Genomic DNA, 17,396 nt, shown 5'->3' on the forward strand with positions numbered 1-17,396 from the left:
TCTCGGAACGGGCGGGCGACTTCAAATCGGAATGGTGGGCGAGATCATCTCGGAATGGTGGGCGACATCGAGCGGAATCCGCACACCGGCGCACAAACCCAGTCCTCGTTCGCTAGGAGCTCCCTGACAATCCGCTTGTGCGCCGAGCTGGGCTACAAAGCCATTTTAGGCGCAACTTGCCAATCATCGGAACGACATCCTGAAGCTAAGACAGGGAGCTCTCTCCGCGGCCCGAGCGCAAGCGGGCTATTAAGCTAACTTGGAAGACCATCGCCTGTGTCGATCTGACCCAGTCTGACGCCGGAAGCAGCACGGGCGCGACTCGACGCTGGTCGGGCTGCATGGACCAGACGTTATCTCTGCCGCGCCCGCGCTACTGGTTGAAGTTAGCAGAAACGTGACTCGGCGCCGAATCCCCACGCATACTCGGGGCTAGCGCTGTCCCTACCACGCGCCGCTAACTTCAAGATCATTCTACACTGACTAGCTGTCCAAAACCTGACGGACTCGATGCGATGCATCAGGCGTAGCAGCCTGAGCGGGTCGATGCTCTCCTGCCTTGGACCCTGCTTGACATTATTGCCTGGGTTTCACATGTCATCGAGAACTTGGGAGGGGATCAGAAGTCCATACCACCCATACCGGGGGCTGCCGGCATTGCTAGAGCAGCCGCCGCGTTCTTCGGCAGTTCGGCAACCATCGCTTCCGTCGTAATCAGCAGCCCGGCTACCGAGGCGGCGTTCTGGACCGCGATGCGCACGACCTTGGTCGGGTCAATGATGCCTTTGGAGAGAAGGTTGCTGTACTCGCCTGTCTGCGCATCAAAACCAAAAGAGTACTGCTCGTTATCGAGGACCTTGCCGACCACTATCGAGCCGTCTTCGCCGGCGTTGATCGCGATCTGCCGGGCCGGCCAAGACAGCGCCTTGCGAACGATCTCGACGCCCGTCTTCTGGTCGTCGTTGTTGGTAGGCAGGCCCTTGAGCTGCTCGGAAGCACGGAGCAGGGCGACGCCGCCGCCCGGGACGATGCCTTCCTCGATAGCCGCGCGGGTCGCATGCATGGCGTCATCAACGCGATCCTTGCGCTCCTTCACCTCGACCTCCGTCGCGCCGCCGACGCGGATCACCGCGACGCCGCCGGCGAGCTTGGCGAGACGCTCCTGCAGCTTCTCACGGTCGTAATCCGAGGTGGTCTCCTCGATCTGCGCTCTGATCTGGGCCACGCGCGCCTCGATGTCGGCCTTCTTGCCGGCGCCGTTGACGATCGTGGTGTTCTCCTTGTCGATCGTTACCTTCTTGGCGCGACCGAGCATGTTGAGCGTGACGTTCTCGAGCTTGATGCCGAGATCTTCCGAGATCGCCTGGCCGCCGGTCAGGATCGCGATGTCCTGCAGCATGGCCTTGCGGCGATCGCCGAAGCCCGGCGCCTTGACCGCCGCGACCTTCAGGGGGCCGCCGCGCAGGCGGTTCACGACCAGGCTCGCGAGCGCTTCACCCTCGACGTCCTCGGCGACGATGACCAGCGGCTTGCCCGTCTGCACCACGGCCTCGAACAGCGGCAGCAGCTCGTTCAGCGTGGAGAGCTTCTTCTCGTTGACGAGGATGTAGGCGTCGTCCATCTCAACGCGCATCTTGTTGGCGTTGGTGACGAAGTAGGGCGAGATGTAGCCGCGGTCGAACTGCATGCCCTCGACGACGTTGAGTTCGGTCTCGAGCGACTTAGCTTCTTCGACCGTGATGACACCATCGTTGCCGACCTGTTTCACCGCGTCGGCGAGAAACTTGCCGATCTCTGCATCGCCATTGGCCGAAATTGTGCCGACCTGGGCGATCTCCTCATTCGAGGTGACCTTTTTTGAGTTCTTGTGCAGGTCCGCAACGACGGCCTCGACCGCGAGGTCGATACCGCGCTTGAGGTCCATCGGGTTCATACCGGCGGCAACCGACTTGGTACCTTCACGCACGATCGCGGCGGCCAGGACGGTCGCGGTGGTGGTGCCGTCGCCGGCTGCATCCGCAGCCTTCGAAGCTACTTCGCGGACCATCTGGGCGCCCATGTTCTCGAACTTGTCCTCGAGCTCGATCTCCTTGACGACGGTGACGCCGTCCTTGGTAATCCGAGGCGCGCCGAATGACTTGTCTAGCACGACATTGCGGCCCTTCGGGCCGAGCGTGACCTGCACGGCATTGGCGAGAATGTCGACGCCGCGCAGCATCTTGTCGCGCGCGTCCGCTCCGAACTTGACTTCTTTGGCTGACATAGAAAATTCCCTCAATTCTAGTTCATCCTTTGGCGAGCCCCGGTGGGCTCTCCTCAGGAGGGGCAGCTGCGAGCCTGTGTCAGGCGACTCTCTTCGTCGAGAACACCTCGGTGAGAACGCCCATAATGTCGCTCTCCTTCATGATTAACAGGTCTTGCCCATCGATCTTGACTTCGGTGCCGGACCACTTGCCAAACAGCACTCGGTCACCGACTGCGATGTCGATCGGAATCTGCTTGCCGCTATCATCGCGGCCGCCCGGGCCAACGGCAATGACTTCGCCCTGCGATGGCTTTTCCTTCGCGATATCCGGAATGATGATGCCGCTTGCGGTCTTCTCTTCGGCATCGATGCGCTTAACCACGACGCGGTCGTGAAGCGGTCGCAAAGTCATAGAGGTCTCCTGAGCGTTTGAACAAGTTAGCGTTAGTCACAATGTGATCAGCACCCTTGTAGCAAGAGTCAGGCCAGAAACGCGCTCGGCGATCTATCCTCACATTTCTGCTGAAGTATGGACCGGACTGCGTGTGTGTTTGTCCCGAAGCAAACGTGCTGAGGTGCACGGCCGCCCGGCTGTCGTAAAATTGACATTGCGCTTCCTCCAAACTCCCGCATCGATCCTTGGAATACACCAACATTGCTCGGGTGGCGTTGCACCGATCGAAAGGCCGCGGCTCGACGACGGTGTCGGGATTGCACATGATTACCTGACAGCACCATCTAGCAGCTGGGGGCGGCGCAGCGTGCACTCTACAAGTCCTATCGAAAAGCGATCGTCCAATCTGTCGTAGTGGTGCATGCGAAGAAGTATGCAACTATCTCGAAAAATCGGGAGCTGCTTCTTGTAAGTCGTGGCGTGCTCCAAGCCACGTCGCCATCGAATGGTAACGAAGCATGGGCGTTCGGCCGCGATGCGCAAAGCCTATTGAATTGCGCCTGGTCATCCTAGGGCCACAGCATTTTGGGAAATGTGAACGTGCCGCGAAAGCGGGATTATGCCAAGCAACGCGTGGGTTGGTGCTTTCACCGACTTTGGCTCCTCTCCGGCGATTCCGAGGAAGGGGTCGCCGGGAGCTACCGTCAGCCAATCTGAGATGGCGGCCGTCAGTCGGCAGAGCCCATTTTCGCACCACTCGTCATCGAGCGGAGTGGCTGTTGCTCTGCACGTGGGGCAAAGAGGATCTGGCTCACCGAGGCCGCATTTTTCCGATAAGTTCGAGATTGAATCGCGAGCTGTTCGACAGACTCTCTGTTTGATGTCGATGGCATGCAAACAAACAGCTGTCGTGGATCAAGGGGTGCTGGCGCATATATGAACTTTATACCTTGATATACGTTGTGCAGCGGCTTCTGACGTGTGATCGGCTCGAAGTCGAAAATCATCCGATCTCCGCGCACCATGGAAGAGCAGCTGTGTCGTCCGTAGAAGTACATCAGCACATCGTCTCACTTCTTCAGAAGCCGAACCCGGTCATCCTGGATATCGGCTGCAATGATGGGACTGATACGAAAAAGTTTCTCGAGCTATGCCCGCAACCCAAGCTCTACTGCTTTGAGCCGGACCCCCGAGCGATCGCGCGCTTCAAGAGGAAGCTCGGTCCATCCCTCGATAAGGTGAAGTTGCTTGAAATCGCCATCAGTGATCGCAACGGGACCATCGACTTCCATCCGAGCAATGCAGACGGGGATGCGAAGGATTGGGACTTATCAGGTTCAATACGCCGCCCAAAGAACCATCTTACCGAGTATGATTGGGTTCGGTTTGATCACCCTGTCTCGGTTGAAACACGGCGGCTGGACGACTGGTGCAGCGAAGCCAACGTGGACCTAGTCGATTTCATCTGGATGGACGTTCAGGGAGCCGAAGCCGACGTTATCGCCGGCGGAATGCGGACCTTGAGCAACACGCGCTTCATCTACACCGAATATAGTGACCGCGAGCTCTACGAAGGGCAGTTAACCCTGCAAGACATTCTTAACTTATTACCATCATTTGAAGTGGCGGCTCACTATCCGCGCGCAGTGGAAGGTGATGTATTGCTCAAAAATACGCGTCTCTAGCAGCTACTCATGTCGAACGTCTCATTCACGTAAGGCTTGACCAGCGGACTCTATGATGGTCGCAGCTGCACAACGGTGCTCGTCAAGGCGAGCGGCCATCGCTAGCCGGACAGGCAGCGCGGTGGGCTGGCATTGGGCCGGCAAGGGTGAGTGCTAGGATAGTGCGCAATGCAGAGCGTCTTCCGCACTCTGCGCCCCAAGCGGCAAGGTAGGCAACGGTGAGAATCGGGTCGCGCGCGCGGCCATTTGGAAAGTTTGGGAGTTGAACCGCGAGCCGTTACGCAAAAGCAAAGGTGGATACCGCTCGGCACCTCAATGATTGCGACAGGGCCGTAGAGGTATATAACGGCTCGCTATGTTTGGGCAATGAACCTGGTGATCCGGGATATGAAGTGAAAATCTTTTTCAAGGGGGAGAGCCCGAAGCTGTCTTTGTTCACATTGAAACGCGTGACGTGTGGCTTGCGCGTGCGTAACCCACTTCATGGAAAGTCCGGCTGTATTGCCGTGCCGAGCAGAGCGCGGCCAGCGCTCTGAAGCGTTCCCTCGTTTAAAGCTGCGTGCTGAGCAACCACGAAGCTGTCGCACATGGCGCGTGCTAGATTGCCAGTGGTATGGAGCGCCCCAGTACCGGCAAGACCGCTCGCAATCCTGCAGACCTCAGCGCCCTGCCGCGCGGCGTTCGTCGCGGCGAGCCGCATCAGCATCGTGGTGCTCAGAGTTACCTCACCCGTGAGCGCTTGCTTCCACAGCTCCTCCGTGGCCTCGTAAAAGAAGGAACGAGCGGAACGTAGCATGGCTTCGGCTTTGGCGATCTCAAGCTGGACATAGCCGCGCTCAGCCATCACGGGCGCTCCAGTGATCGAGGCGCGGCTTCCGGCCATGGCGATCACCTCGTCGATTGCGGAACGTGCAATCCCAATGCCCACAATCGCATGTGCCTGCGCGGCAAAAGCCAACGATGGATAACTATAGAGCGGCCCATCAAGTGTCGCCGGACCACCGCGGATCAAGGTCCATTCCTCTGGCACAATGACGTCGCTGACAACAACGTCGTGGCTTCCAGTGCCTTGTAATCCGATGACGTCCCAATTGGGCCGGATTGTCACCTTCTCGGCCGGAATCACCGCTACGCGCGGGAGGTCCCCGGCCGGATCGCCTTCCACTGTGATACCAACTCCTATCAAATCCGCGCCCGGCGAGCCGCTAGCGAATGGCCACACTCCGTTCACGACAAATCCATCGGTGCATCGCTTGGCGGGCTGGAGCGGGAAAAGCGCGCCCGCCAACACGACGTCCGGCCCATTGGCGTAAACTTTTCGAAGCGTGTCGTCCGGAAGAGCAGCGAGGTAGCGAGCTCCATCCCCGAAGCTGGCGACCCAACCGGCGGATCCGTCCGCCTCGGAGATGCGCTCGATCAGGCGACAAAAATCGGCTGGCGTTCGCTCCTCGCCGCCGAATCGCTTGGCGACCATAGCCCGATAGACGCCGACGCGCCTGAAGCCATCGATGATCTCTTTTGGAATTTTCTGCGCGCGGCCAAACTCATTGCGATGCGCGCGGATTTCGATGAGTAGCGGCGACAGATGAGCCCAGCTAGCAGCCGCACCGGGGGTATGTTGTGGTGGTGCGTTCATAAAAACGTCCTCCATGTCTTGTCCAGGTGATTTGCCGTGGGTGTGAAGGTGAAGCGTCAGCTCACAATATCGACCTTGCCGGTGTCGATTCGATACAGGCCCCCGACGACCTTCAGCCGGTTCTGCTCGACTGCAGCGTTCAGAATCGGGCCTGTCGATCTAAGTTTGTTGACATTATCGATCACATTTTGTCGGGCTGCGTGAGCGAATGTGTCGCCGGCTTGCTGTAGAGATGCTTTCACTGCAGGAGCAAGTGCGGTGACCAGCGATGAAATGTGCCCCGGCGGCGGCTTGTCTTGCTGGAGAGACTTGATCGTGGCGTCGATCGCACCGCAATGATCGTGGCCGAGTACAAGGATGAGCGGCGTGTTCAGCACTGCGACCGCATATTCCATACTGGCGAGCGTATCATCACTAGCGAAGTTTCCGGCGACGCGGCAGACAAACAGATCACCTAGTCCGCTGTCGAAGATAAGTTCGGGCGCCACGCGAGAGTCGGCGCAGCTCAGAACCGCCGCATATGGATTTTGGCCCTCAACCAAGACCGGACGCTCGCGCCTGAAATCGTCGACTCGTGATGCGCCCTGGACAAAACGGTCGTTCCCCTTTAGCAGCCGCTTTAGGGCAGCATCTGGACCCAGCAGGTTGTCGGGCTTGGGCGGGCCTTTTGCTTCCTTCGCATCGAGAATGCTATTGCCGAACCGCAGGGAAACTGCCAAAGCAGCGAACGCCAACAGCGACCGGCGCGAACGCGCTATCTTGGCTAAATGGTACAGGTTTGGAGAGTGGGGTGCATGCATGTGTCGCCTCATCGCGCGGCCTTACGCCACCCGGTGGCTTCGGCTTCCGCTTCGCCACAGAGCCAGCGTTCGCCGCGCTTCTTCGTCATGTCGATTTGTTCGTAACTGGGTTGCCCTGGCAGGTGGTAAATTCGCTCGCCGCTGCGCTCGAGAGTGCCTTTTATCAGGCACTCGGGGGACGGCGGTTCCGTTAGCAGATCGGATCCGAGCAGGACTTGCTGAGCGTTGATAGGAACCAACGTCGCGCCGACGATAATTGTCCCCCTATTGCGGCGAGGCCAGTCCCAGGGCGCGATGAACGCCCCCGACCACAGCCCCGCACGGGCTGTGCTCGCCACCAACTCATAGACAGCGTAGGTATGGAGAGATGCACCTGCCGATAGTGCCCAGCCCGAGCGTACCATCCAGGCGTTCACATTCTCGCCTTCGATGAAGCAGCTGCCGAGGGCTCGCCTGTACTCGTCGGCTCTTTGGGTATGACAATCCCAGGTTCGCCCATTCGAATGCTTGATGAGCTCGTCGCGAGCAGCTACGCCGCAGGCCCATCTCCGGCCCTGGGAGTCGAGGCAAATCTGGTCCGTCTCAGGAGCTTCGATGCCCGAGAGCCGAACGTTGGTGTGCTCGATCTCGATAGTATTGCCGTCGTGGATGCGCGGAACACCGCTGAGTGTCGCGGCGCAGACCGGAGATGTGATGAGAGCGAGCAATGCGCATATGATTCCGCGGTGCTTCATCCCGAGGATAACCTTTCACTCCTGATCCATGTTCACGCACGATACGCTGCCGATACATTCGACTGCCCGACCGAATTATATTCGCGATGCCGTTGGCATTTTCGACATGCTGTATGAGAGCTTCGCGAAGCTACGACCTGACGCTGCGTAAGGATCAAGAGATTTTTTCGGTAGTCCGTGCGGCGCTATTCTTCGAGCATCGACGGCTCTCTCACTGGGAGCGCACTGTACCTTCTCGAGTTGCGGAGAAGATCCTCGTCGGGCGGCGCCGAACTCGCGGCGCTGAACGAAAACCCAAACCTCGCAATGTTGCCTTTGCAAAAAACGGCCGACTATGAAGGGTCGGCGCTCGCGGTGCGGTCGGGCGTGGAGGAGCAACCATGCTGTGGTTGGTGATGGCTTCGATCGGCAGACTGGACGCTCCCGATCGTTCCGCGGAGGACAATGAAAGTTCGCCCTAAAGTCTTGACAGGAAAAAAGATGTTCAAGAAGCTTCTGGTCTGCTCGCTCTGACGGATTTACAAAAAGACGTAATGGAGTTCAACCTCAACGCTCGCCGCGCAAATGAACCTTTCTTGTTTGAGCAAATCGGACAAGTCCGGTGCGTTTTGCGCCCGACTAGATGATCTCTGATAGCAATCGCATTGGGGGTTTTGGCTCCTCCACCCTGCACCATGTCCGTTAAGCGCTACCTCCCAAACGATTGTACAAGGACTGAATGAGTGTTGACTGAAGCCGCGACGGGCGGCCGTTCTTGGTAGGGACTTTCCCCGCGATCTCAACGTGCGTACCCATGAGCGCTGGCATTCGCGTCCGTTTGCTCGAGAAATTGTAACTCCTGCGATATTGAGCCGCGGCTTTGCCGTAGACGCGCCGGAAAAGGGGAGGCGGCCCACGTGTTCGGACAATAGCGAGCATCCTGATGCAATTCAGTGCGAGGCTTCAGTCTACAATAGGCGTTGCGCATCACCGCGCGCGGGGCGGATAGCTTCGGTGCGGTTGCCGACTCAAGCTACGCATCATTCTTAAGCACCTGGCTGCATGATTGGAATGACATGCTCGCGGCCGTTCGGGAAGTACCGGTCTCGTCTTCCGCACTTGAAGTAGGTGCCCGACTCAGAGCCGGATTCGCAATAAGAGGCGGTGTCAGCTGGAGCAAAGCTAAAGACGCGCTTTCCTATGTTTCGAATCCGGATCTATGCGTGCAGACGAATGAGTGCGAGGAAAGCTAAGGGCCGAGCCAGTCTGGTCCTCGACGTTCTCGCGTACGGCCCCGGAGCTTCCTGCTCTGCGCACTCGGAAATGTGCAGGCGCTCAGCGGGTATGCCGGGGTCGCTACCGCTGCCCCGTTCGCGGTAACTTCCTCGTCGCTTTCGTCGCAGAACTGCGACCTTGGTGCAGCCTCGAGCCGATATGCTCACGCTGTTACGTATGCTACTCAGTCACGCGATGCGCGGCGCACGCGCCGAATCGGCCTCGTGCTGGAGGCATCTCGACCTCGTGCTGGAGGCATCTCGACGGGTCCAGCGAATAATGCGTGATAGCTGGTTCCCTCGCAAATCGGTCGCGAGCCAGTATGCGCCGCTGAGCTCGACAACCGGCGGTAAAAACCAAACGTGCTGCCGACCCTTGCACACGACGGGTCGATCCGCTGCAGCCGGACAGTTGTGGAGCCGTAAACAACGGAGCGGGTCTGTCTTGTAGCAGGGCCCGACGCGCCCAGCCATGGACGGGCTGCGCCGCTATGTTGCGCTGCTTGACAATTTGCTAAGGCCTTCGCTCTCCTAAGTCTTCCTCTTCGTTTGGCTCGGTGCGTTGGAACCAGGAGCCAGGAGGAAATTTGGCGATGCGCTTGGCAAAGGAGGATTGTGGCTCCCAATCATGTCCTTCAGTCTTCTCGAAAGAGATGACCCCATTGTATGTAAAATAACGTGGTCCTTGGATACTACAGTTCACCACGAGCAGAACGCGCCACATATCGCCTTTCTCGGTCGGCTTGTCATTCCGCTTCGGTAGGTAGTCCACTCCGACAGGATCGATGATAGTGCAGCGGCCGTGCCGCAGAAGATCGCCGAGCCGGCCTTGCGGCGTAGTCACAAAGTTGAAGTTGGTCGGATCATGCAGAAAGCTAAGATTTGCGCCCCGTTCGCCATCTGCGACTTCAGTGGCGATTAGCGAGAGCGCCAGGGCGCGCCAGCCTAACTCCATCGGCTTCGCATACGTTGAGGCGAGTTGAATCGTACCGTCGAGCGCGACTTTCCAAGCGATAACGTACTGTTCGTCTGATTTGTTGTCCCGGTGCCTGGTCCACGGAACGAAAACAAAGTCGTTTTGGCCAAGTTCAACAACGCCCCACATTTGCGGGACGAACTGGGCCACCATCGAAACATTGGAGATGATTTGTTCTATCGTCTCGCCATCTTGCGCTCGCCAAGTTGACTTGAGTCGTTCGACTAGGGGGCTGTCGTTGGCGCGAATATTGTTGCTCTTGGCAGCCGGCCAGGCGAGGCAGATTAGAAATCCGCCCAGGCAAAGCCATGGCACTGGTCTTCCAGACATTCTCTTCATAAGCCTCAGCCTATCGCGTTTCATCGAGACATCTTTCAAAGTGGGCGACCTTGAATTGCTATGAGCGAGCGCAAGAAAATTCCCGAGATGCGGGGGGGCACCCCTCGTTAGCTCTCCCGCGCCAGCAGGCGCTCCCCTCTATGTCACGTGCCGCTGACTTCCCTCGCCAGCGACAGCGTCAATCGGCTGAGCTGGACATGCCCAGCGGGAGGAGACTGGACATGCCGACGGCTTGCATTCTTCGTGCCAGGCAATAGGCGGAAATTTGCACGGATTTTGTGTCCCTCCTTGTCGACTTTCCGACCTGCGCCCGTTTCGATGTTTCCATTCAGTGTATCCGTCGCAGCTGTTGTATCCTTGTGCCGTACCCGATAGTCAGCGCGAGAGGTGAACGCCTCGATGCCAAGTGCCTGATGACAATCGGCAGTGCGTTTGCCGCCATTTAAAACCGTTCGGTTCGCTATCGTTGTCGTCGACGTTCGAGCTACAGGATTGCTAGCGACACAAAGCCGAGTTAACCCCGACTTTGAAGTCTGGCTGGCACGCCAAATCTACCTCTCGCCGCGCATGTTGCTAGATTGCGCCGCGTGCCGTGGCCTATTCGATGTCGACCCCTCAGTCCGAGAAAACAGCTGGCCAACGGAGGTGCGGGGCGAGCCTCTCAAAATCGGAAGCCGCATGCATGCTCATTCGCCTAACAGATGTCGCAGATTCGCTTGGCACACAATCTGAGAGGTTGACGGAAGAGTTCTCCTGCCGATAATCCAAGCCGTCGAGGTTCTCCGGTGCCCATTTGATCCGGAGCTAAGAGGGAAGCCGGTGCGAATGCCGGCGCTGCCCCCGCAACTGTGAGCGGCGAGCCGCTGTCCAACGATGTCACTGAAGCCTCCAAGGCTTCGGGAAGGCCGGACAGCAGCGATGACCAGCAAGCCAGGAGACCTGCCCCGATAAAATATTGGTCCACGGGCGGGGTGTCTCGGTGGTGCGCCAAGCAGTCGTCGCACGCGCGACTCCCCTGCCTGCGTCCGCCATGGCCTTTGTCCCGAACAGAGGTTAAAGCTATGTCTCTTCCCTCTCTTCCAATCGCTACGCTCGGGACGCCGCGCATCGGTCCAAGGCGTGAGCTCAAACTCGCTCTTGAAAGCTACTGGGCCGGAAAGATCAGCGAACAGCAGTTGCACGAGGACGCATCCGGCCTGCGCGCAGCGAACTGGGCTCGTCAGAAATCTCTCGGCGTCACGATCATTCCGTCGAACGACTTCTCGCTATACGATCAGGTGCTCGATACAAGTGTCATGGTCGGCGCCATCCCGGAGATCTACGCCTCGAAAGGAGAATCCGTTTCGCTCAGGACGTACTTCGCCATGGCCCGCGGATCACAATGCGACGATCAGGATGCGAGTTGCGGCCAGAGCCCGCGGGGATCTGGCGCACCCGCGCAGGGAATGACCAAGTGGTTCGACACTAACTACCACTATATGATCCCAGAGTTTTACAGGGGACAAGCGTTCAGATTGTGCAGTCGCAAACCCGTTGAAGAGTACGAGGAAGCAAAGGCTCTAGGCTTTCAGACCCGCCCGGTCCTGATCGGGCCGGTCACATTCCTAAAACTCGGCAGGAGTACCGATAGCGCGTTCCAGACCCTCTCCCTACTGGATGATCTGATACCGGTCTATATCGACGTTCTGCATGAATTGGCCGAACGAGGGGCTGGTTGGGTTCAGCTTGACGAGCCCTGCCTGGCCCTTGATCTGGATGAGGCGGCACGAAAATCGTTGCTACATGCCTATAACCGGTTCGCAAAGGAGGGACCGGACATCAAGATCATGGTTGCCAGTTATTTCGGCCCGCTAGGCGACAATCTGAATACTGCCTTGAGCCTGCCAGTTTCCGGTCTGCACCTTGATCTTGTTCGAGCGCCTGAGCTATTGGATCAAATCATTGCTGACGGCCGAAGAGATCTCGTCATGTCGCTCGGTGTCATCGACGGCCGGAATATATGGCGCTCGAACTTGTCGTCGCTCCGGAAGCGGCTCGATCCAGCGATTGCGAAGCTCGGCAGGCACCGTGTACAGCTCGCTCCATCCTGCTCGCTGCTTCACGTGCCGGTCGATGTTGAACTCGAGACCGGGCTTGCGTCCGACGTCAAGAGCTGGCTCGCTTTCTCGGTTCAGAAGATGCGTGAGCTTGCGATCCTGGGGCGGGCACTCGCAGGCGACGAGAATGTTGGGCTAGCTCTTGCCGATTCGGAACGCGCTGTGACTGCCCGCCGGACTTCGCCGAAGATCCATGATACCAAAGTCGCTGTCCGGATGAGGAGGATCGGCCAGACGATGCGCCGGCGCGCCAGCCCATTTGCCCGTCGTTCCGAAATCCAAAGGAAACGCTTTGGACTTCCAGCTTTTCCTACCACGACGATCGGATCGTTTCCACAGACCACAGAGGTCCGAAATGCTCGTGCAGCGCATGCGCGAGGTGCGATGAGCGACGAACAATACGACAGGTTCCTCAAGGAGGAGATAGCCCGCGCCGTACGCTGGCAGGAGGACATCGGTATTGACGTCCTCGTGCATGGCGAATTCGAGCGTAATGACATGGTGCAGTACTTTAGCGAGCAACTCGCCGGGTTCGCATTTACCAGGAATGGATGGGTACAGTCCTATGGTTCGCGCTGCGTCAGGCCCCCGATCCTGTTTGGGGACGTAGTACGGTCGACGCCGATCACCTTGGAATGGTGGCGCTACGCGCAATCACTAACCAGTAAGCCGATGAAGGCGATGTTGACCGGACCGGTGACGATCCTGAACTGGTCGTTTGTTCGCGATGATATTCCTAGAAGCGAGGTCTGCCGTCAGCTTGCGCTCGCGATCCGCGACGAAGTCCGCGATCTCGAGAATGCCGGTGCGGCCATGATCCAGATCGACGAAGCTGCACTCCGCGAAGGATTGCCATTGCGCCGGTCGGATTGGAAGGCATATCTAGATTGGGCCGGAGATTGCTTCCGCATCTGCTCATCTGGCGTAGCCGATCAAACGCAAATCCATACACATATGTGCTACTCAGAGTTTAACGATATCATCGCTGCGATCGCTGCAATGGATGCGGATGTCATTTCGATCGAGTCGTCGCGCTCGAAAATGGAGCTACTGGATGCATTCAAGACATACGAATATCCAAATCAAATCGGACCCGGCGTTTACGACATCCACTCTCCACGCGTTCCCGAGGTGGGCGAAATGAAGGAGCTGATGGTGCTGGCTCGGACGCGTTTGCGGGATTCACAGCTTTGGGTCAATCCGGACTGCGGCCTAAAAACGCGCAAATGGGAGGAGGTTCGGCCTGCGCTAACCAACATGGTCGCTGCCGCTCGCGAACTGCGCGCTTCATCTGAATCGCAAAACCATTGATCCCGCGCTCGGGTCTGTTCTCGACAGAGCTAATTCGCTTGTGGCCATTTGCGCTTTCCACAATGTCGAGGCAAGCCTTGCCGCCAACAAAATGCCCGGTCCAGTTCGCGGACCGGGAAGGTGAAGGCTCGGAGGAAAGACGGTGACGCGTCTCGCTGCCTTCTTGGCCGAGGGAGAATAGCCGACGGTTCGATCAAAGCGACAACATTCGCCGAAAATCTGCGCATGTATAAAGCACAAGTTTATCGTAGCTAAATTGTGTGGTGGTATGCGGCGTTATAGCCTGAGATACAGAAATCTACGGCGACTTTGTCGCTCATGAGCACGATGGCAACGATTGCGACAGCAATGAGAAACGTCATGCTTGACGGACAGCGCAAGGCACCCACCATGGATTCGGTCCGCTCGGAGATGATTGCCGTCGGGCTCGCTCATTCGATCGACCCTGCACAGTTTCCGAGAGTACAGCAAGGCGGTCCCTGCCCAACTCACGCCAGTCCATTTTGCAGGATAGCGCAGCTATCCCGGCCAGATACGCCAATGCGTTGGCTGCACGGTGACGTGCTTTCCGGTATGCGCGTTGATCCATCCGCCGAAGACCCGACGGCAAGGAAAGACAACCCGGTAAATTGAATTACCCTCGATCACGGCAATCTCCAGATCCTGATCGGGGGGCGGCACCGTTTCGAGCCGCTCCCAGGTCAGATCGCCATTAGATCCTGGTCTATGTTCATTGCTGCGGGCTGACAAATTCAGATAACCTTGTGAAGACTACGCACGTTGCTCGGGTTCCGCGCGGACAGGCTCAGTCCAGTATCGCGCGCGCGGCCCGCGGGGTCGATCGCGTCAGCCGAGGCGAGAGGGCTATCGGCCATGCGCCGTTGTGAACGAAGCACGATCCGCTCGCGAACTGAAATATTTGGATTTGCGCTACGAAAGAACGCCCGAGCTTCCGTCGAATCGATCTGATCAGCTCAAGAACTCGCTTATATGTAGCTGTACTGCACAAGCTAAACTGGACTGCAGCTCCAGCAATCCGGCCCGCGGCGGGAAAAATGGTCCGGCTTTCTGTCATGTCACGTCCCTTATTGATGAGACATTCCTTGTTCTGCGGCGTCATCCTACTGGGTGTGTGGGGGCGCTCAGCCGCGCCCTCTGGCGCGCGGCAGTCTATGCAGCGAGAGCGCAAAGACGTCGGAACCGCTTAACAGCATTAGGATGAGCGTAGCTCCGCTCGGAGCCCATAGTTGGGCCGGTCCGCAGGCCGAAAAAGTGGACGCCCTCGCGAGCGGCGCAGCCTACCGTGTGCAGTTCATTGGCCCGCGGCTCGGATGCGCTGGGCAGCAGTCCTAAAAAGCGGTCGTTGGTACCCGGACATGAAAGCATCGTGGGCGTCAAGCCTTTCTGTCTGCCGTGCATCTGACCTTACTGGCAGATAATTCTATCAGGGCGCAGCCGCCGCAGCGTTGATGCGGGTCAAAGAGTGGTGCCTGTTCGGGATTGGTCGAGCTCGAACGGGCACAACGAGCTGCAGACGCCCGCGTTGACAGTCGGCATGTCCGAACTCGCGCTTCCGCCAGCGCCTCGCGTTTCTCTGCAACGCGGCCAGAATGGTGATTTGCGGCGCAGCTCACGTCCATGGGCTATGACAGCATTTTCCTCATTGATCTGTCCAAGCGAATCGTCGATCGACGTTCCGCCTCTCATCGTCGGTAGCCTTGCCGGCGCCGATCCCACCCTTAAGCTTTGGCACTGAAGTCCCGGACCGGGCTCATTGACGACAAGCCTGATGATCGGATCTGCTGTCGCGGCGCCAGGTGGACCGTCGGATGCAGGATCGGGATGCGCGCTGCCCCGCGATCGCTTGCGCGTATAGCCGCCTGTCGGCGCATATCAGAAATCCGGCCGCGATGAGCCGGCAAGCGATCGCGGTTTTTCGCGACAACATGAGCCTAGCGCCGCGCTGCTATGGACCTGTCTTCGGAGGAGCGGACGGAGCTCTTGGATGCTGCTTGAGGTAGATCAAATACTCTAAGGGCGAGTGGCAGATAATGCATAAGCGAACCATAGGAAGAGGGGGGCATGCCTTCATTTAACGTTCGGTTTATTAAGACCGTTCGCGACGATACCGGCGGCGAGCATCGTGCGTGCCAGGCGGCATTTAAGGTCAATGCCGCCTCGCTGAGTGCTGCTGCACAGCAGGCAGAGACCGATTTCTGCAGGCAAAAGAGAGTCCGCGATTGGACAATCTTCGCCGATGTATTGGAGCTCCGAACCCCGCCCGCATGAGCTAATCCGTCCAGATCAGCCGTTCGAGCATCCGGCAAGGACGAACTCTCCTGAATAAGCAAAGGGCCTTACAGTTCCCGATTGTTCCACACAAGCTGGACGTCTTATCTCGTCGTTTTCGGATGCAACGTTCACCGCTGTGCTCGCCAGTCATGGCATTGCCATCAGCGTGGACGGCTTGGGCGCCGGGCGGGACATCGTGTTCGTCGAGCATGCCTACGACACCTGTGTCCGACGCCCGCGTCTCGATCGGACGTACCTCCCTTTTACAACGGCCAGCGTCGCCATTCGCACCTGGGCGGCGGCGCTTCGGATCAAGCTTACTTCCGCCCGCTGCCATTCCGTGCGGTAGCCTTACTGTGCCGATGGTGATGTACTTCGACTAGATCGCGAAGTTCAATTTGGAAACACTGTGGTTGTGATGGGTCTCAGAGCGCGAGGTTTGTATGAAGTCTACAACTCCACAGCTGCACTCGTCGAGACGCCTCGCTCGGAAGACGTGACCGACCTTATACCCGCGACTTCCTATGATATTGCCTGTTTTTTTCGGTCGTCGCGCCGAGAAAACCATGTTACAAGCCGCTCCCTCTCAAAAGGAGCATTAATCGTGAAGAAAGCAACCAAGAAACGCGTTAAGCGGCGCGAATGGACCAAGGCAGATATCCAGGAGCTCAAAGTTCATTCGAAGGCCCGAACCCCGGTCATGAAAATAGCAAAGATGACCAAACGCAGCGTCGGTGCTCTCCGCCAGAAGGCCTTAAATCTTGGAATCGGACTCGGACATCAGCGGTAGCTTTGGGCAGCGCCGGTACTGGAGCGGCAGGGCGGCTCACAGGCCGCCCTCACCCATGGAAATTTGGGCGCAAATTAGTTTTGCCGATCCGCGCTGAGAGGAGTTTTTGGATGGCGTTTCAATGTCGCGGTGGGAGGCTCGAGCATCCTCTCATTGATGAACTCTCTTAGAAGTGGTCTAAGCCGTTGTGACCACTCGCCATCCATATCGGCAGTGAAGACATTGTCTTGGCTATCTGTTAAGGATCTCCCACATGAACGGCTGACAATCTGCCTCCGTCACGAGAGGTAGGGCCAAGCGCGCTTGCTGATGGGGTAATCCCGAGGCCTGCTAGATCAGGTCCATCAATCCTAACACTGGCAATCTAACACTCCTTAGCGCCCGTCAGGGAGGAACAGCGTCGCGAGGTCCGCTAACCCAAATACACCTTACGGTTTCGACGAATGGGCTTGTGTAAAACAAGCTGGCCGGACCTATAATCCAGGGTGTTGACCAACCAACGGTGGCGCTCACTGGAAGTGAGTCTGGATCGCTGCCGCGTTCAGAAGATTGCTGCGTCCTGCCAGGTGTGACGTTCAGGATACCGTCGGCGTCTTTGTAGGACTGCGCTCATATGTCGAAATTGATTGGAGTATGCCGAGCCTCAGCGAGGTGCATATCGCATTTACCTCTTCAACGCCCCAGCGCAGGCATCTTCTGACTAAGCGTAGCAATCTTCCATGCCGCGCGCGGCCGTCGGCAAACGTCGGTATAGTTCTTTTCAACCTTTCCATAGCCACAGTCAATCTTCGTGCAATTGAGCTGTTGCTTGATTTGGTCTCATTGGGTCGGCAACAGCGGAGGCG

Annotated in this window: 11 protein-coding genes, 1 pseudogene and 1 riboswitch; of the genes and pseudogenes, 5 read left to right on the top strand and 7 right to left on the bottom strand. The window is 58.0% G+C overall.

Going from position 1 to position 17,396, the window contains the following annotated elements; genetic code table 11:
• Nucleotides 1–619 precede the first annotated feature (619 nt).
• The 3 genes from groL to XH80_RS24795 form a co-directional block, all read right to left on the bottom strand.
• Nucleotides 620–2,263 (bottom strand): chaperonin GroEL, encoded by a 1,644-nt coding sequence (gene groL, locus XH80_RS24785; protein WP_271600806.1) that lies wholly within the window; start codon nucleotides 2,261–2,263, stop codon nucleotides 620–622.
• Between the two features lie 79 nt (nucleotides 2,264–2,342).
• Nucleotides 2,343–2,657, bottom strand: coding sequence for a co-chaperone GroES (gene groES, locus XH80_RS24790; protein WP_271600807.1), 315 nt, complete (start codon nucleotides 2,655–2,657; stop codon nucleotides 2,343–2,345).
• Between the two features lie 710 nt (nucleotides 2,658–3,367).
• Nucleotides 3,368–3,646 (bottom strand): hypothetical protein, encoded by a 279-nt coding sequence (locus XH80_RS24795; protein WP_271600808.1) that lies wholly within the window; start codon nucleotides 3,644–3,646, stop codon nucleotides 3,368–3,370.
• Between the two features lie 30 nt (nucleotides 3,647–3,676).
• On the opposite strand from XH80_RS24795, the gene XH80_RS24800 reads away from it, so the two are divergent.
• Entirely contained in the window at nucleotides 3,677–4,324 is a 648-nt protein-coding gene (locus XH80_RS24800) for an FkbM family methyltransferase (RefSeq protein WP_271600809.1), read from the top strand.
• Between the two features lie 481 nt (nucleotides 4,325–4,805).
• On the opposite strand, the gene XH80_RS24805 is transcribed toward XH80_RS24800, so the two are convergent.
• The 4 genes from XH80_RS24805 to XH80_RS24820 form a co-directional block, all read right to left on the bottom strand.
• Nucleotides 4,806–5,975, bottom strand: coding sequence for an acyl-CoA dehydrogenase family protein (locus XH80_RS24805; protein ID WP_271600810.1), 1,170 nt, complete (start codon nucleotides 5,973–5,975; stop codon nucleotides 4,806–4,808).
• 41 nt (nucleotides 5,976–6,016) lie between these two features.
• Complete coding sequence (locus tag XH80_RS24810) at nucleotides 6,017–6,760, bottom strand: carbonic anhydrase (protein WP_271600811.1); 744 nt, start codon at nucleotides 6,758–6,760, stop codon at nucleotides 6,017–6,019.
• An 8-nt stretch (nucleotides 6,761–6,768) separates the two neighbouring features.
• Nucleotides 6,769–7,494: a thermonuclease family protein gene (locus XH80_RS24815; RefSeq protein ID WP_271600812.1), complete on the bottom strand. Its 726-nt coding sequence runs from the start codon at nucleotides 7,492–7,494 to the stop codon at nucleotides 6,769–6,771.
• 1,767 nt (nucleotides 7,495–9,261) lie between these two features.
• A complete protein-coding gene (locus XH80_RS24820) occupies nucleotides 9,262–10,086 on the bottom strand; it encodes a nodulate formation efficiency C protein (RefSeq protein ID WP_271600813.1) in 825 nt (274 codons plus the stop codon).
• A 734-nt stretch (nucleotides 10,087–10,820) separates the two neighbouring features.
• Nucleotides 10,821–11,023: riboswitch (cobalamin riboswitch) on the top strand.
• Nucleotides 11,024–11,123: 100 nt separating this feature from the next.
• On the opposite strand from XH80_RS24820, the gene metE reads away from it, so the two are divergent.
• From metE to XH80_RS24840, 4 genes and pseudogenes are all read left to right on the top strand, one after another.
• Nucleotides 11,124–13,469 (top strand): 5-methyltetrahydropteroyltriglutamate--homocysteine S-methyltransferase, encoded by a 2,346-nt coding sequence (gene metE / locus XH80_RS24825; protein ID WP_271600814.1) that lies wholly within the window; start codon nucleotides 11,124–11,126, stop codon nucleotides 13,467–13,469.
• A gap of 2,082 nt (nucleotides 13,470–15,551) precedes the next feature.
• A complete protein-coding gene (locus XH80_RS24830; RefSeq protein ID WP_271600815.1) occupies nucleotides 15,552–15,758 on the top strand; it encodes a hypothetical protein in 207 nt (68 codons plus the stop codon).
• A 109-nt stretch (nucleotides 15,759–15,867) separates the two neighbouring features.
• A pseudogene (locus tag XH80_RS24835) lies at nucleotides 15,868–16,130 on the top strand (IS3 family transposase); the annotation flags it as partial.
• 235 nt (nucleotides 16,131–16,365) lie between these two features.
• On the top strand, nucleotides 16,366–16,551 hold the full coding sequence (locus tag XH80_RS24840; RefSeq protein WP_271600816.1) for a hypothetical protein: 186 nt from the start codon (nucleotides 16,366–16,368) through the stop codon (nucleotides 16,549–16,551).
• The last annotated feature ends 845 nt before the right edge of the window (nucleotides 16,552–17,396 follow it).

Origin of the sequence: Bradyrhizobium sp. CCBAU 45384, assembly GCF_028128665.1 — a bacterium.
Lineage (GTDB): Bacteria > Pseudomonadota > Alphaproteobacteria > Rhizobiales > Xanthobacteraceae > Bradyrhizobium > Bradyrhizobium manausense.

What these genes read in the sequence shown, in the direction of transcription:
- groL (WP_271600806.1), bottom strand. Translation starts at nt 2,263, where the DNA reads ATGTCAGCCAAAGAAGTCAAGTTCGGAGCGGACGCGCGCGACAAGATG.
- groES (WP_271600807.1), bottom strand. Translation starts at nt 2,657, where the DNA reads ATGACTTTGCGACCGCTTCACGACCGCGTCGTGGTTAAGCGCATCGAT.
- XH80_RS24795 (WP_271600808.1), bottom strand. Translation starts at nt 3,646, where the DNA reads ATGATTTTCGACTTCGAGCCGATCACACGTCAGAAGCCGCTGCACAAC.
- XH80_RS24805 (WP_271600810.1), bottom strand. Translation starts at nt 5,975, where the DNA reads ATGGAGGACGTTTTTATGAACGCACCACCACAACATACCCCCGGTGCG.
- XH80_RS24810 (WP_271600811.1), bottom strand. Translation starts at nt 6,760, where the DNA reads ATGCATGCACCCCACTCTCCAAACCTGTACCATTTAGCCAAGATAGCG.
- XH80_RS24815 (WP_271600812.1), bottom strand. Translation starts at nt 7,494, where the DNA reads ATGAAGCACCGCGGAATCATATGCGCATTGCTCGCTCTCATCACATCT.
- XH80_RS24820 (WP_271600813.1), bottom strand. Translation starts at nt 10,086, where the DNA reads ATGAAACGCGATAGGCTGAGGCTTATGAAGAGAATGTCTGGAAGACCA.
- metE (WP_271600814.1), top strand. Translation starts at nt 11,124, where the DNA reads ATGTCTCTTCCCTCTCTTCCAATCGCTACGCTCGGGACGCCGCGCATC.
- XH80_RS24830 (WP_271600815.1), top strand. Translation starts at nt 15,552, where the DNA reads ATGCCTTCATTTAACGTTCGGTTTATTAAGACCGTTCGCGACGATACC.